Source organism: Yoonia sp. I 8.24 (genome assembly GCF_022096995.1).
Taxonomy (GTDB): domain Bacteria; phylum Pseudomonadota; class Alphaproteobacteria; order Rhodobacterales; family Rhodobacteraceae; genus Yoonia.
This window is the reverse complement of sequence record NZ_JACXGQ010000004.1, coordinates 285715-301385: the sequence shown is the minus strand read 5'-3', so window position 1 is coordinate 301385 and position 15671 is coordinate 285715. Positions and strand designations below refer to the sequence as shown.

Below are 15671 nucleotides of genomic sequence, written 5' to 3'. Positions count from 1 at the left end.
AAAGATGCATAAAGGGAGGAAAATTTATGTTCGCATCGATTTTTAAGAAAGTAGCGCTGGCCGGTGGGATGGCCGTCGCGACCATGGGGACAGCCGCATATGCGGAATACCCAGAGAAACCGATCACGATGGTTATTCCATTTGGCGCAGGCGGGTCGCACGACTTGAACGCGCGTGTGATCACGTCGGTCATTCCGACGTATTTGAACCAAGCCATGATCGTGCGCCTGACACCGGGTGCAGGCGGGCAAAAGGGTACGCAAGAAGTGGCAAATGCGCCAGCCGACGGCTACACTCTTTTGTTCACGCACAACTATGTCGATATGCTCCAGCAGTATGTTGAAAACGTCCCCTATGACCCGCTGACAGACTTTATTCCGATTGCGCGCGTGAACTATGCACCAATGGGTGTGGTTGTGCGGGCTGATAGCCCCTTTGAAACGTTTGAAGATCTGATAGCAGCGGCGGAAGCTGAACCTGGTAGCATTGATCTGTCACACTCTGGGAACTGGGGTGCGTTTTTTGTGCCTGCCGCCCAGATCATGCAGGCACGTGGGGTTCAGTTTAACCTCGTCCCTTACCAAGGTGGTGGACCGGCTTTGCAGGCGTTGTTGTCAGGTGATTCAGATGTCACGATGGGGTTCCCATCCACGCTGAGCGGTCAAATCGAAGCGGGGGATATCCGTATTCTTGCAACTGCGGGCGCAGAACGGATGTTTGACGATGTTCCAACATTTGCCGAAGTTGGCGTTGAGGGCGACATCGGCTTTATGCACCGCGTTCTGGTTGCGCCTGCGGGCACACCGGATGAAGTTGTTGCGACACTGACAGATGCATTCGCGCAATTGATCGAGGATCAAACATTCACACGTATGATGGGCCGCCTGAATGAAACCATCGAACTTCTTGATGGGCCGACCTATCAAGTGATGCGTGAAGAGCAGGCCGTAGCCTACAAGACGCTTGTTGACGAACTCACAGGTCAATAACGACACAACGTGACGGCGCGGATTGCGCCGTCACACCTTACGAAAATACTTCTAAATCAGAAAGCAAAATACATGAGACAAGTCGAAGTTGCCGTCATTGGAACGGGTTGGTGCGGTGGCATTCGCGCTGAAACACTGGCACGCTCTGCTCTTGTCGATAAATTGCATATCTGTGAAAACCGTCCAGAGCGGCTGGCCGAGGTCAAGGAACTGACAAATCCAGCTAGCGCGACGGAGGATTACCAAGACATTATCAACAACCCTGCGATCGAGGTCGTCTATATCTCGACCACGCCGGAATCCACGCATTACCCGATTGCCCGCGATTGCCTGCGTGCCGGAAAACACGTGCTGTTGGAAAAGCCAATCGCGATGGAACTGGCCCAAGCGGATGAGCTGATCGCACTGTCCAAGGAAAAGGGCCTGAAATTCACTATCGGATATTCCCAGCGTTTCAACCCAAAGATTGCTTATGCGAAGAAATCAATCGCGGATGGCACATTGGGCAAGGTTGTGAACGTGATGGTGAGCCGTCACCTGTCGCGCAACCTAGGCAAAAAAATTGCAAACCGCGTGAAGCTTTCGCCCGCTGCGATGGAAAGCACGCATGACTTGGATTTTGTGTTCTGGCTACTTGGCCCGGCGAAACCCGAACGGGTCTATTCTCAAGGTGCTTATGGCTACATGAAGGATCTGAATGGATCCTATGATTGCCAATGGTCCACAGTCACTATGGATGATGGCACGTTGGTCGTCGTTGGTGGCGGGTGGAATCTACCACCGAGCTATCCAAACTATTGCGGAACATGGATCGAAATCACGGGCACTGAAGGGTCGTTGATCCTTGATGACACCAGCCGCGATAATTGGCTGAATACGGTCAAAGGTGGCACCCAGTATCCTATGTCGACAATGCCGGGTGAACAGGTTGATCATGCCTTTGCAGGGCAGATGGGGCCGGAAACCATTCACTTCCTCGAAGCGGTGCTGCTGGACCGTGAAGTCATGGTATCCCCGGACCACGCACGCATGGTGATGGAAAGCTATTCGGCGGCCGATGTTTCTGCGGAAATCAACGAACCTGTGAAGCTACCGTTGTCCAATCAATCGCTCGCGATTTTGGACGACCTGAAGAAACAAAACGAAGCATAGCAGAGTGGGGGGCTGGGCCGCTCCTAGCGGATCGCGTGTTTGTCCCGGGCGAGCGTATTCGTCTCGACTTGGCACAGCAGGTCAAGGGTTTCATCCGCACTGAGCCCCTTGGCCTGCGCCCGTTTCCAAATTTTTCGGGCTGAGGTCGGCGACCATGGCAAGGCCGCCTGCGAAAGCCATGCGCGCAACGGCGAAGGCAAGGCATCATAGGCATGCATCGGATCGACCGAGCGACGTTTTCGGCGCAGGCTCGTATCGCCAAGGTTTTGGCTCATGCCGCGTCTTCCAAGCTGTGTACAGGGTCAAGCACAAGCACAAGCCGTGTTTCGCCGGTGCCTTCGATTGGGGGTGAGCGGTGCAAAAGCCCGGAGGCGGGCGTCTCTGGCCATTGGGTGCCGCGCAGCAGGATTGGCGCGCAGGTCGGCACCGTGAATACGCGTGCCGGGTCGTGGCCCTTGGTTGCGATCCCATATTGTGTACCCGTGCCGCGATATGTGCAGACAAGCCGCGCGGTGAGCGCATCGGTATGGAACTTGCGACAGGCGTTTGATGTGACCACCTGTAGCCGCACGCGCAGATATGGTGGTTTCATCAAATCGGAAAACACATCGGCCAGCGCTGCAACATCGTCGATCAGTTGATCGCGTTGCCGACATACCGGTGTCTGTGCGATCTCGCAAAGCTCTGCCACGACAGCGCTTACCGCATCGGCACGCGTCACGACACGCCCTTGCGGCAGCTGTTCGGGGGGCAAGCTGTCGACCCAGTTTTGGAAATCTGGTGAAGCTTTTCTGCGCCAAATTGCCCCAGCGCAGGCAGGCTCGATAAACACCGAAAGCGCCTCGGGATCTTCTACAACTGTGATACCTGCCACCTTTTTGGGCAGTCGTGCGCGTAGTATATTCATGCCGCCGCCGGTGCACGTCGCCAAACGGGGAAGGGATCGGGATAATCCGGCAGCGCGTCCGGGCTTGTCGCAACGACTTCTGGCACGAGACAGCTATCAAGCCGCGCCTTAAGCGCGCTCCAATCAATCCCGGCACCGATAAAGACCAATTCTTGGCGGCGGTCGCCCCAGGGTTCTTGCCAATGGGCTTTCATATAGTCCCTTGCGCTATCGTGATCTGGCCAGTTTTCTTGCGGCACAGATGCCCACCAAGTACCAAGCGGTTTCACGCTGGAAAGTGCACCCGCGAGCGAGAATTCAGCGACCCATTCAGGGCGCGTCGCAATCCAAAAATGCCCTTTGGCACGAATGACCCCCGGCATTTCCCCGTTCAAAACCGCAAGAACCTTTTCAGGGATGAACGGTTGCCGCGCACGATAAACGTAAGACGCAACGCCGTATTCTTCGGTTTCGGGCGTGTGGTCTGCAAATCCATAAAGCTCTTTCGCCCACATCGGGTGCTCATGCGCTTTTTCGAAATCGAATAGCCCAGTGTCAAGAATTGCGCCGCTCGCAACATCGGAATGATCGGCTTCGATGATTTTGGCATCTGCATTCAGGCTGCGAATGATTTTGCGGGCGGCGTCCACGCGGTCAGGGCCTGCGTCGGAAACTTTATTTAAGATAACGACATCTGCGAATTCGATTTGATCGGTCAAAAGGTGCACAAGCGTGCGTTCATCTTCTTCGCCCAGCGTTTCGCCGCGGTCGCTTAGGAAATCATGGCTGGAATAGTCTTGCAGCAGATTTACGGCGTCAACGACAGTCACCATTGTATCAAGGCGGGACACATCGGCGAGGCTTTCGCCAAATTCGTCGCGAAAATCAAATGTTGCGGCGACGGGAAGCGGCTCAGAAATGCCTGTGGATTCGATCAACAAATAATCAAAACGCCCTTCAGCCGCTAGCCGCCGGACCTCGTCCAAAAGGTCATCGCGCAGCGTGCAGCAGATGCAACCGTTTGACATTTCAACCAGCGTTTCATCGGTCCGGCTGAGTTCAGTATCGGCACGTACGAGGTCAGCGTCGATGTTGACCTCTGACATATCGTTCACGATCACCGCGACCCGGCGGCCTTCGCGATTGTTGAGCACGCGGTTAAGAAGCGTGGTTTTGCCCGCACCTAGAAAACCGGAAAGGACCGTTACGGGAAGGCGTGTGTCTGACATGTTTGGCTCCATCGGCTACGTTGCAAGTCCGGCAATTTATCGGGATAAGAATGTGATGCAATAGAAATGTTATAGCATAACTAATATTTTTGTGGGCGCTGCCAAAAGACTGTTCTCGCTATGCGCTTTGCCTGACCGTGACCGCGCGATACAATGGCATGAATCCGTAGGATGAGAGGTCAATTACAAAACGACATGTCGCAATTCGAACCATTCACATTGCCCAGTTGCTTTGCGCAAACAGTGCCACTGAATGCCGCAATCCGGTTCATTGCCGTTGATGTCGAAACGGCCGCTTATGATGTGGCCAGCATTTGCCAGATTGGCCTTGCTGTTGTTGGGTTTGACGACACAATTACGACCCATAGCGCCTATGTTGATCCACAAGTCACGTTTGCGGCGGGCAATACCCGGCTGCATGGGATCGATGCAGGCACGGTGCACGGTGCCCCGCCATTTTACGAAATTTTGCCCGATTTGCGTGACATCATGGAGGCGCATCCGCTTGTGCAGCATAGTCGTTTCGATGAAAAAGCATTTGATGCGGCCTGCGCCCATGCCGACCTGCCCGTGCTGAAATCGGATTGGTCCGACAGCGTGGCGATTGCGCGCAAAGCGTGGCCAGAGTTGCGGGGCAATGGCGGGCATGGGTTGGGCCATCTTAAGCAAGTGCTTGGGCTGCAATTTCGCCACCACGACGCGGGCGAAGATGCACGTGCTGCGGCACAAGTGGTTTTAGCGGCCGAACGCGTAATGGGCCGCAAAATTGGCCTACTCAACGCGACACGGCAATTGGCGTTTGATTTTTAAACTCTCTTGAAGGTTGCTCTTATGGTTGTGCTCACTACTATTACCTAACCAAACCAATTACTTTGAAAAGGAAATACGATGTCTATCGCAAAAGTCACGGAAGTCATTTCAAGTTCATCAAAGTCATTTGATGATGCGGTCGAGAACGGTATCAAGCGGGCCTCAAAGACCCTAAAGGGCATTACAGGTGCTTGGGTCGCCGATCAAAAAGTCACGGTCAAGGATGGCGAAATTCAAGAATATCGCGTGGTTATGAAAATCTCGTTTGTGCTTGATGATTGATCGCGAATTTGGGCGTACCTGTTGGTGCGCGCTTTTTAACTCAATGGCCTTGGTCGTGTCGCTAATTGGCTCTTGCATGCCGTCGTTAGCCGAAGATGCACCTTATTTGGAGCTATGTCTTGTTTCGGAACAGCGGAACGATGCCCCCCTCTGGAACCAAGGGGATCCGGTATCCGTTGCAGGCCTAGAACCACATATAAGCATTCCGAGCGAAGGAATGTTAAAGCTGCATTTTGGCACCGTTGAAGGGGAAGCGGCGTGGTCGCCAACAGGCGACTTCATTGTGGGCGTGGGCCCTTATGATCCCGACAGTGGGCGCGTTTATGTATATGGTTGGTTCATGAACGGATGGATCAACGTTTCGAACGACGGTGGGGTTTGGAGTTTCGGCGAAGGTGGAGAGATACGCCCGAACCTCTATGATCCGAAAGGTGACATTGATGATGTGCAGGATATTAGCCGAAGCGCAGAATTAGGTCGCCAGTTTTATAGTGGCTACACCAAACCACATTGGCTCACAGGTTATCAGTCATACAGGGTCTATGAAATAATCGGCACTGAAATGCACCGCGTACCTATTTTAGAACGCGATATGCTTCGGTATTATAAAGATGACGTGAATAATGGTTTGGCTGCGTTTGTCTCAGTTTCGGCGAATTTTCGTGACCCAACAGAAATACTTTTTTTATATGATGGAACTGAAATCACGCAGGTCAATCTACATGATGTGATCGCCGGCCAAGACTGCGATTAGATGTAAGGCTGTGTGTGACTACTGGGTGGTACGCCTTCTAGGGCCGAAGTTTTATATGGCTGATACCTGCATGCACCGTTTCCCATTCGCCCACCGCTCCATTCGGCCAGATTATGCGTACCTCTGCCGTTTCATGCGTACCAATTCCAAAGTGCAGGGGCACGAGGCTGCCGCTGGCGTGGCCGCCACCGATTGTACGTTCGATGGCTTGGACGCCGTCAGCCGTGCGAAGCTCGACGATCGCGCCGATTGCAAAAATGTTGCTATCAGTCTGGCGCGGATCAATGCGCAGCCAATTGCCTGTCTCTGTGCTTATGTTTTGCCAAATTTCGAGCGGCGCGCGCCGGTTCACGACGACGATATCTAACAATCCGTCGCCATTCAAATCGGCCAACCCCGCCCCGCGGGCGCGGTGGGTTGTGCCGATACCGGCGACGCCTGCGGTCTCGGTGAATGTGCCGTCTTGGTCTTGCAAAAGCAGATTATTGGGATCCAACATCGCAAGGCCCGGCATCTGGTCGACATTGCCCTTGGCAATAAACAGATCGGCACGCCCGTCATTATTGATGTCGCCGAATTCAGCATGCCACCCGGTTGAAGGCCGCCCGTCATCGCCGGTAAATGGGCGCTGTGCATAGGTGCCGACAGCGTAATCCACGGGCGCGAACTGTTGCCCATCGTTGAACATCAGCACCTGATCTCCCATTGATGTTAGCATCACATCAGGCATTCCGTTTCCGGTGATGTCGCGGCTCGCGATCCCCATGCCCCATATCTTTTGCACGGGCCAGCCATCGGCTGCGTCTAGCGCGCGCAGCGGGTCAAGCGTCCACATCTGTTCGGACCCGTCGTGCAGATAATACTGCCGGTCATTAGAAATACGCAGCATCGGCGTGCCGCTCCGCTGCCAATCGGAAAACAGCATCGAAAGTGGGCAGTAACCGGGATCAAGAGCGACGGGGGCGCCATAACGGTGACCGTCGGAGCGCAGTAGCCAATTTGTATCGCAGGTGCCAAAAGGTCCGTTTGGGTCTGTCGCATCGACATAATTGCCGATCGCGAGCGTCGGGTAGGTTTGCCCGCTCTCCCAAGTGGCAGAAAACGCGGTTGTCCAGCGATCATCGGTCGGCAGGTTGAGCTGTTCAGATGCCTCTGAAAACTGGCAATCACCTAGGCCCAAAAATAGCTTATTGGGTCCATTGCGGAGCACCATCAAGTCTATCGCGCCATCATTATTGACGTCGATAGGGTAGGCACCGGTGACAGCTTGGATCATAGGCATGCTGGCATTTTCAAATTTCAGATCACTGCCAGATGCGTTGATTAGCAGTCTCGAAGGGTTTTCTCCACCCGCGATAAATAAATCGGGCAACGAATCATCGTTACAGTCAAAAATCGCGACGCCGCCACCGACAAAGTAGCCCCACCCGCCGGCATATTCATGTGGTGCGGAAAGGGTGTTTGCGCGGTCAATAAAACGTGGAGATGATTGCGCCGCAGCGCCCACGCCAATCAACGTTAACGTTATAGAAAGCAAAGGAAATGTTAAGGAGATTTGCGTAATTCGTGCGGATTTCTTGCGCGATAAACGCGCAGATTGTGCAAGTTCCACGGTTGGAAAACGTTCAAATTGCCTGCCCATAGACTGCCTATCTTTGTAGCTCATATCGCGCGTATTTGCAAAATCTTAGCTGCGCGCGTCCGGATAGCTATTCAATTTTTCTTAACAATTTCAATAGGATTATTAGGTTTGACATAAATGTTAGCGCTACCTATAGTTTTCGTAGCGGCCGGCACGGCCGTCTTTCTGGGAGGAAATATTATGAACAAAAACGTACTTATCGCTGCGGCGGTAGCTGCAACGCTGCCTGCAACAATGACACTCGCCGACGATCTGACTGTCGGTGTCAGCTGGTCCAATTTTCAAGAAGAACGCTGGAAGACTGACGAGGCTGCGATTAAAGCAGCGCTCGAAGCTGCGGGCGCGGAATATGTCTCTGCGGATGCGCAGTCATCTGCTGCAAAGCAGCTGACAGATATCGAAAACCTGATCGCACAGGGCGTTGATGCGCTAATCGTTCTCGGCCAGGATACTCAGGCTGTGATCCCTGCGGTTCAGGCTGCAGTAGATGAAGATATCCCTGTCGTTGCGTATGACAGGCTGATTGAAGACGACCGTGCGTTCTATCTGACGTTCGACAACGTTGAAGTGGGTCGGCTTCAGGCTGCTGCTGTTTTGGCGGCGCAGCCAACAGGTAACTATGTCATGATCAAAGGGTCACCAACCGATCCAAATGCGGACTTCCTGCGTGGTGGTCAGCAAGAAGTCCTGCAAGCGGCCATCGATTCTGGCGCGATCACCATCGTTGGTGAAGCTTATACAGATGGTTGGCAGCCTGCGAACGCACAGCGCAACATGGAGCAAATCCTGACCGAGCAAGACAACAACGTTGATGCGGTTGTTGCATCTAACGATGGTACGGCGGGCGGTGTTGTTGCTGCGCTGACAGCCCAAGGGATGCAAGGTATTCCCGTGTCTGGTCAAGATGGGGACCATGCTGCGCTGAACCGCGTCGCAGCGGGTACGCAAACTGTATCTGTCTGGAAAGACGCGCGCGAACTGGGCAAAGCGGCTGGCGAGATCGCGGTCGCACTTGCTGGTGGCACGGCCCCGGCTGATGTTGCAAACGCTGTGACGTTTTCAACGCCCGGTGGGAACGACATGAACGCCGTGTTCCTTGCACCTGTGCCTGTGACCGCTGACAACCTGTCCGCTGTTGTTGATGCAGGTTGGATCACCCAAGAGGCCCTGTGCCAAGGCGTCGAAAACGGTCCGGCACCTTGTAATTAATGCAATGAAACTGTGAACGAAACGCGCCGTTCCGATGGTCCATCGGGGCGGCGCACTCACTCTTGCAACTCTGAAACCCCGGAACAACACATGACCGACAGTACCGAACCCACTGGATCGACCCCGACCCAGTCCCCACGAAATATCATACAAAGCCTTGAGCTCGACACGCGACTATTGGGCATGATTGGCGCGTTCATTGTGATCGCCATCGGCTTTAGCATTGCGACGGGGGGCACGTTCCTTACCCCGCGCAACATCTTTAACGTAACAATCCAAACCGTGTCCGTGGCCATTATGGCGACCGGCATGGTGTTTGTAATTGTCACCCGCAACATCGATCTGTCGGTTGGGGCGCTTTTGGCGATTTCATCCGCCGTGATCGCGATGGTGCAGGCCCGCTGGTTGCCCGGCTATTTTGGGCTAGAGTACGGATCAATCTGGATCGCGCCATTGGCCATTCTTTCGGGTCTTATTGTCAGCACCTTAATCGGCGCATTCAACGGTTGGCTAATCGGCTATCAGATGATCCCAGCGTTCATTGTCACCTTGGGTGGCTTTCTGGTGTGGCGCTATGCGGGTTGGTACCTGACCGACGGGCAAACAATCGCACCGCTTGATAGCACCTTCATCCTGCTGGGCGGGGCCGAAGGCACGTTGGGCGAATTCTGGAGCTGGATTGTCGGTGCCATCGCGTCGCTGTTTGCTGTTTGGGGTGTCTATAGCGCCCGCAAGAACCGGGTTTCGCACGGCTTCCCGACGAAACCGCTATGGGCGGAATTCATAATTGCCGGTATCTTTGTCGTCGCGATTTTGGGTTTTGTTGCGACGCTCAATGCCTACAACATCCCCAAGGGCAAACTGCGCCGCATGTTCGAAGCGCGCGGCGAAGTCATGCCAGAAGGCTTCACCCAAGGGCACGGGCTTCCGATCTCGGTTCTGATTTTGATCGCCGTGGCGGTTGTGATGACGGTCGTCGCCCGCAAAACCCGTTTGGGGCGCTATATCTTTGCGACGGGCGGTAACCCCGATGCGGCAGAACTGTCTGGGATTAATACACGGCTTTTAACCGTAAAGGTCTTTGCGATCATGGGGTTCCTCTGCGGCCTGTCCGCCATCGTCGCCCAAGCACGTTTGCAGGCGCATACAACGGATATCGGCACGCTGGATGAGCTACGGGTCATTGCGGCGGCCGTGATTGGCGGCACGGCGCTTTCGGGGGGCGCCGGGACGATCTACGGAGCCATCTTGGGAGCCTTGATTATGCAATCACTGACATCGGGTATGGGGATGGTGGGTGTCGACAGCCCGCTGCAAAATATCGTTGTCGGTGCCGTGCTGGTCTTCGCTGTCTGGGTCGACATCGTGTATCGTCGCAAAACGGGAGACGTCTAATGACTACGCCACTTCTTGAAATGAAAAACATCTCAATCCGTTTTGGCGGCATCAAGGCGGTTGATAACGTATCCATCAGCCTTATGCCGGGCGAAGTTGTCGGCCTGTTGGGTCACAATGGTGCGGGGAAATCGACGCTGATCAAAATCCTTGCTGGGGCCTACAAGGCTGATGAGGGCGAGATTTTTGTCGATGGCAAAAAGGTGGACATCAACAATCCACGCGACGCCCGCGCCCAGAACATCGAGACGATCTTTCAGACCCTCGCGTTGGCCGACAATCTTGATGCGGCGTCAAACCTGTTCTTGGGGCGCGAAATCACAACGCCCTTGGGTCTGGTCGATGATGCAAAAATGGAGGCTGAATCACGCAAAATCATGGCGCGCCTGAACCCTAACTTTAATCGCTTTTCGGAACCAGTCCGCTCACTGTCAGGCGGCCAACGCCAGTCCGTCGCAATTGCCCGTGCCGTGTATTTTAATGCACGCATCTTGATCATGGATGAACCCACAGCGGCGCTGGGTGTGCATGAAACGGCGATGGTCGCGGATTTAATTAAGGAACTGAAATCCCAAGGTTTGGGGATTTTCTTGATCAGCCATGACACCCGCGAAATGATGGAGCTGTGTGATCGCGTGTCGGTGATGAAGAATGGTCAGATGATTGGGAATGAACGCGTCGAGGATGTGACCGAAGACGACATTCTGTCGATGATCATTATGGGCAAAAACCCAAAACGCGACGCGGCATAGACGGTGTATCGCAACGAATTAAGGGGGCGGCAGGTGATAACCTCGCCGCCCTTTTTAGTTGGTAACCGACATTGTCGCGGCCACCGCTTTTTTCCATGCGCCGTATTTACGCGCGCGCGTGTCTTCGTCCATCGCGGCAGAAAACGTCTGTTCACACCGCCAGCGTTGCGCAAATTCATCTTTGTTCGGGTACAGCCCCACATGCTGCCCGGCCAGCCACGCGGCCCCAAGCGCTGTCGTCTCCAACACCTCGGGGCGGTCCACTGATGCGCCGATGATATCGGCCAAGAACTGCATAGCCCAGTTCGATGCGCTCATCCCGCCATCAACGCGAAGGGTGGGTTGCACCCCTTCGCCTTGCCAGTCGGCATGCATGGCTTCGATCAGGTCGCGGGTCTGAAAACCCACACTTTCCAATGCCGCGCGGGCCAGTTCCGCAGGTCCGGTGTTCCGTGTGAGTCCGTAAATAGCGCCCCTACATTCGGGGTCCCAATAGGGCGCGCCAAGCCCGGTGAAGGCAGGCACAAGGATTACGTCTTGGCCGTCGTCCGCCGTTTGTGCCAGCGGTTGAGTTTCCGCCGCATCGCGAATGATCTTCAACCCATCACGTAGCCACTGCACAACCGCCCCGGCGACGAAAATTGACCCTTCAAGCGCATAGGTTGGATTGCCCTCCAACTGATACGCAATCGTTGTCAGGAGACGGTTTTGCGAGGCTACGGGTGTATCGCCGGTGTTGAGCAGCGCAAAACATCCGGTGCCATAGGTGGATTTGAGCATGCCAGGTTCAAAACACGCTTGCCCAACGGTCGCGGCCTGCTGATCGCCCGCCACCCCGGTGATCGGAACAGGGCGCCCGAATAAATCGGGACGGGTATGGCCAAAATCTGCGGCGCAATCCTTAACCTCGGGAAGCATGTTCATCGGAATGTCGAGCAGCGTGCAGATCGTGGTGCTCCAGCGGCCTTTGTGGATATCATACAGCATCGTGCGCGCGGCATTGGTCGCATCTGTGACATGCGACGCGCCATCGGTCATTTTCCAAATCAGGTAACTGTCGACGGTGCCAAACAGCAGATCGCCCTTGGCCGCGCTTTCGCGGGCGCCAGGGGTGTTGTCCAATATCCACTTTAGCTTGGTCGCCGAAAAATACGGGTCCAGCAAAAGGCCAGTACGGGCCGTGATCATATCGGCGTGGCCGGCGTCGCCAAGTTCGCGGCAATAAGCGGCAGTGCGGCGATCCTGCCAGACGATTGCGTTATGGATCGCTTGCCCTGTGAGCTTGTTCCAGACCACAGTGGTCTCGCGTTGATTGGTGATCCCGATGGCAGCGATATCGTCAGGGCGTAGCCCCGCCCGTTCAATCGCGGATCGCGCTGTGCCTGCGACGGTCGACCAAAGGTCGGCGGCGGCATGTTCGACCCAGCCTGATTGCGGAAAATGCTGTTCGAATTCTTCTTGGGCTGAGGCCACAATATGCATGTCGCGATCAAAAATGATCGTGCGCGATGATGTGGTGCCCTGATCAATTGCAAGAATATGTGTCATGTCACGATCTTATCCGGATTCGCGTGAAATAGAAAAGCGCGACGGCCGTAAAAGCGCCGCCGCGCCGTGGAGGTCATGGGCAGGGAGGCCGCCCATGACAAAGGGTGCCGTTTACTGCCAAGATTGGATCAGCTCATCATAAGACACCGTGATCGGCTCTTCATCTGTGGTGTCCAATGCGGCCTTGGGCGAACCGGGCTGGCTGAGCCAGTAATCCGCTTCCATTTCCTCGTTCATGACAGGCCCCAGAACGCCTTGGACGCCTGCGCGCTCAAGCCGTTCCAACACGCGTTCCTGCTCTGAACACAGGCTATCCAACGCATCTTGCGCAGATTTTGCACCCGAAGATGCATCGCCGATGTTTTGCCACCACAGCTGTGCCAGCTTTGGATAATCGGGGATGTTGGTACCCGTTGGCGACCATTGGACCCGCGCAGGTGAGCGGTAGAATTCGATCAAGCCACCCAAACGCGGGGCGCGTTCAGTAAAGCTTTCATGATCGATTGTGGATTCGCGGATAAACGTCAGACCCGCGTGGGACTTTTCAACATCCACCGTCATCGACGTGACGAATTGCGCATAAAGCCACGCAGCCTGCGCGCGATCCAGCGGTGTCGATTCCATCAATGTCCACGATCCGGCATCTTGGTAGCCGACTTTCATGCCGTCTTCCCAATATGCGCCGTGTGGGCTTGGGGCCATGCGCCAAAGCGGCATACCGTCTTCATCAAGCACAGCTGCTGCACCTTCGCCAACCATGTCGGCGGTGAATGCGGTGTACCAGAACATTTGCTGCGCGATCCCACCCTGAGACGGCACAGGACCAGATTCAGAGAACGTCATCCCAGCCGCCGCGGGTGGCGCATAGTTTGTCAGCCAATCCACATAGCTTTCAATCGCATAGACCGCAGCGGGTGAATTGGTTGCACCACCGCGCGCCACACAGGACCCGACGGGTTGGCTGTTTTCATTGACGCGCACGCCCCATTCATCAACGGGCAGGCCGTTTGGTTCGCCTTTGTCGCCCATCCCTGCCATGGACATCCAAGCATCGGTAAAGCGCCAGCCAAGCGACGGGTCTTTTTTGCCGTAATCCATGTGGCCGTAGACTTCGGTATCGATGCCCATATGGCTGAGATCACGGTTGGTAAAGAAGGCTGCGATATCCTCATAGGCAGACCAGTTCACAGGCACGCCCAGATCATAGCCATATTCAGCAGCGAAATCGGCCATGTTTTTTTCGTCAGTGAACATGTCGTAGCGGAACCAATAAAGGTTCGCGAACTGCTGTGTTGGCATCTGATAGAGTTTGCCATCTGGGCCAGTGGTAAAATCGAGGCCGATGAAATCATCAAGATTCAGCGTGGGGCTTGTGACTGCGGCACCGTCGCCGGCCATCCAGTCGGTCAGGTTGCGCGCTTGCTGATAGCGCCAGTGCGTGCCGATCAGGTCACTGTCGTTGACATAGGCGTCATAGATGTTCTGGCCAGACTGCATTTGCGTTTGCAGTTTTTCGACAACATCGCCTTCGCCAATCAGATCATGGGTGATCTGAATGCCAGTGATCGCGGTAAAGGCCGGGGCAAGGACGTTGGCCTCATATTCATGGGTCGCGATGGTTTCAGACACCACACGAATATCCATACCAGCATAAGGTTCAGCCGCGTCGACAAACCATTGCATTTCGGCTTCTTGTGACGCGCGATCAATAGATGACCGTTCAATTGTACTGTCTAGAAAATCGATGGCGGCAGCCATATCGGCATGGGCCATATTTCCCAGCACCGCAAAGGTCAGTGCCATCGCCGTCGTTGATTTAAGTGGTAAGTTCATATCTTATCTCCTCCCGAGAATTGAACTTTGGTGAAAACCCTGCGGCAATCTAAGTTGCCGCAAGACATAGCGTGCGGATCATACCCAGCGAAAAACCCCGCCGGCGTAGATCAGGCAGACCAACAGCGCATAGGGCTGTGGTCCGGCTTCAAGACCAAGCCAAATCAAATTGATAAAGGCCGACCCCAACAGCGTGATGAACAGACGGTCACCGCGCGTTGTCTCAAACCCCAAGACACCGGTGCGCGGCGTTTCGGGAAATTTAATTGCAAGCAATGTAAAGGTCACAAGCAGTGACGCGATCACAATAAAGAAAATAGCCGTCGGTGTTGTCCAAGCCATCCAAGCCATGTGCAGATCCTTTCTTTACACACGGCCCAGGGCAAAGCCCTTGGCGATGTAGTTGCGGACAAAATAAATCACGAGCGCACCGGGCAAGATCGTCAGAACCCCTGCGGCGGCCAAGACACCCCAATCCATCCCCGAGGCGGAAACCGTGCGGGTCATGGTGGCGGCAATCGGTTTGGCGTCAACAGATGTCAACGTGCGGCTTAGCAACAGTTCCACCCACGAAAACATAAAGCAAAAGAACGCGGCGACCCCGATGCCACTGGCGATTAGCGGCATAAAGATACGGGTGAAAAAGCGGCTAAAGCTGTAGCCGTCGATATAGGCGGTTTCGTCAATTTCCTTGGGGACGCCACGCATGAACCCTTCAAGGATCCACACGGCAAGCGGGACGTTAAACAGGCAATGCGCCAAAGCGACTGCGATATGTGTGTCGAACAGACCAACCGAGCTATAAAGCTGAAAGAACGGCAGTGCGAAGACCGCAGGTGGCGCCATCCGATTAGTCAGCAGCCAAAAGAACAAATGCTTGTCGCCCATGAACGAATAGCGTGAAAACGCGTAGGCGGCTGGCAAGGCCACTGTCAGGCTGATCACCATGTTCAAGACTACGTAGATCATCGAATTGACATAACCCATGTACCAGCTTGGGTCGGTCAGGATTTTCGCATAGTTCGCAAAGGTCAGGTCACGCGGCCAGAGCGAAAACCCACCCAAAATTTCGGTGTTTGTTTTCAGGCTCATGTTCAGCAGCCAATAGATTGGCAGCAAAAGGAACAACAGATAAAGGCCCATCACAATCGCTGACCCATTGATGCGGCGGGTATTTTTCATTGACGTGC

The 15671-nt window shown here is 54.7% G+C and carries 16 protein-coding genes; 8 read left to right on the top strand and 8 right to left on the bottom strand.

Translation table 11 applies throughout. The features are described from left to right. The first annotated feature begins 26 nt into the window (after positions 1-26). Entirely contained in the window at positions 27-989 is a 963-nt protein-coding gene (locus tag Yoon_RS10065; protein ID WP_238112066.1) for a tripartite tricarboxylate transporter substrate binding protein, read from the top strand. Positions 990-1061: 72 nt separating this feature from the next. Beyond that, on the top strand, positions 1062-2141 hold the full coding sequence (locus tag Yoon_RS10060; RefSeq protein ID WP_238112064.1) for a Gfo/Idh/MocA family protein: 1080 nt from the start codon (positions 1062-1064) through the stop codon (positions 2139-2141). A 23-nt stretch (positions 2142-2164) separates the two neighbouring features. Here Yoon_RS10060 and Yoon_RS10055 read toward each other — a convergent pair whose 3' ends face one another. The 3 genes from Yoon_RS10055 to Yoon_RS10045 are packed head-to-tail and all read right to left on the bottom strand — an operon-like array spanning position 2165 to position 4256. Beyond that, complete coding sequence (locus Yoon_RS10055) at positions 2165-2416, bottom strand: DUF6525 family protein (protein WP_238112063.1); 252 nt, start codon at positions 2414-2416, stop codon at positions 2165-2167. Next, on the bottom strand, positions 2413-3048 hold the full coding sequence (locus Yoon_RS10050) for a DUF1826 domain-containing protein (RefSeq protein ID WP_238112062.1): 636 nt from the start codon (positions 3046-3048) through the stop codon (positions 2413-2415). The genes Yoon_RS10055 and Yoon_RS10050 overlap by 4 nt, the downstream gene beginning before the upstream one ends. Further along, positions 3045-4256, bottom strand: coding sequence for a GTP-binding protein (locus Yoon_RS10045; RefSeq protein WP_238112061.1), 1212 nt, complete (start codon positions 4254-4256; stop codon positions 3045-3047). Before Yoon_RS10045 ends, Yoon_RS10050 begins: the two co-directional genes overlap by 4 nt. A gap of 171 nt (positions 4257-4427) precedes the next feature. On the opposite strand from Yoon_RS10045, the gene Yoon_RS10040 reads away from it, so the two are divergent. From Yoon_RS10040 to Yoon_RS10030, 3 genes are all read left to right on the top strand, one after another. After that, complete coding sequence (locus Yoon_RS10040; RefSeq protein WP_238112060.1) at positions 4428-5066, top strand: exonuclease domain-containing protein; 639 nt, start codon at positions 4428-4430, stop codon at positions 5064-5066. A gap of 78 nt (positions 5067-5144) precedes the next feature. Further along, complete coding sequence (locus Yoon_RS10035) at positions 5145-5348, top strand: dodecin family protein (RefSeq protein ID WP_238112059.1); 204 nt, start codon at positions 5145-5147, stop codon at positions 5346-5348. Next, positions 5341-6102 (top strand): hypothetical protein, encoded by a 762-nt coding sequence (locus Yoon_RS10030; RefSeq protein ID WP_238112058.1) that lies wholly within the window; start codon positions 5341-5343, stop codon positions 6100-6102. Before Yoon_RS10035 ends, Yoon_RS10030 begins: the two co-directional genes overlap by 8 nt. Positions 6103-6139: 37 nt before the next feature. Here the strand turns inward: Yoon_RS10030 and Yoon_RS10025 are convergent, their stop codons facing one another. Beyond that, positions 6140-7639 (bottom strand): CRTAC1 family protein, encoded by a 1500-nt coding sequence (locus Yoon_RS10025; protein ID WP_238112057.1) that lies wholly within the window; start codon positions 7637-7639, stop codon positions 6140-6142. A gap of 285 nt (positions 7640-7924) precedes the next feature. Here Yoon_RS10025 and xylF point away from each other — a divergent pair, with 285 nt between their 5' ends. From xylF to Yoon_RS10010, 3 genes are all read left to right on the top strand, one after another. Continuing rightward, positions 7925-8953: a D-xylose ABC transporter substrate-binding protein gene (xylF, locus tag Yoon_RS10020; protein WP_238112056.1), complete on the top strand. Its 1029-nt coding sequence runs from the start codon at positions 7925-7927 to the stop codon at positions 8951-8953. Positions 8954-9043: 90 nt separating this feature from the next. Further along, the gene (locus Yoon_RS10015; protein ID WP_238112055.1) at positions 9044-10348 is read left to right on the top strand and encodes a sugar ABC transporter permease; all 1305 of its coding nucleotides are present in this window, start codon (positions 9044-9046) and stop codon (positions 10346-10348) included. Further along, positions 10348-11100, top strand: coding sequence for an ATP-binding cassette domain-containing protein (locus Yoon_RS10010; RefSeq protein WP_238112054.1), 753 nt, complete (start codon positions 10348-10350; stop codon positions 11098-11100). Before Yoon_RS10015 ends, Yoon_RS10010 begins: the two co-directional genes overlap by 1 nt. 54 nt (positions 11101-11154) lie before the next feature. Here the strand turns inward: Yoon_RS10010 and glpK are convergent, their stop codons facing one another. From glpK to Yoon_RS09990, 4 genes are all read right to left on the bottom strand, one after another. After that, on the bottom strand, positions 11155-12648 hold the full coding sequence (gene glpK, locus Yoon_RS10005) for a glycerol kinase GlpK (RefSeq protein WP_238112053.1): 1494 nt from the start codon (positions 12646-12648) through the stop codon (positions 11155-11157). A gap of 111 nt (positions 12649-12759) precedes the next feature. After that, positions 12760-14481 (bottom strand): ABC transporter substrate-binding protein, encoded by a 1722-nt coding sequence (locus Yoon_RS10000; RefSeq protein ID WP_238112052.1) that lies wholly within the window; start codon positions 14479-14481, stop codon positions 12760-12762. A gap of 78 nt (positions 14482-14559) precedes the next feature. Next, entirely contained in the window at positions 14560-14832 is a 273-nt protein-coding gene (locus Yoon_RS09995; protein WP_238112051.1) for a DUF2160 domain-containing protein, read from the bottom strand. 15 nt (positions 14833-14847) lie between these two features. Continuing rightward, entirely contained in the window at positions 14848-15663 is an 816-nt protein-coding gene (locus Yoon_RS09990; protein WP_370642154.1) for a carbohydrate ABC transporter permease, read from the bottom strand. Positions 15664-15671: the final 8 nt, after the last annotated feature.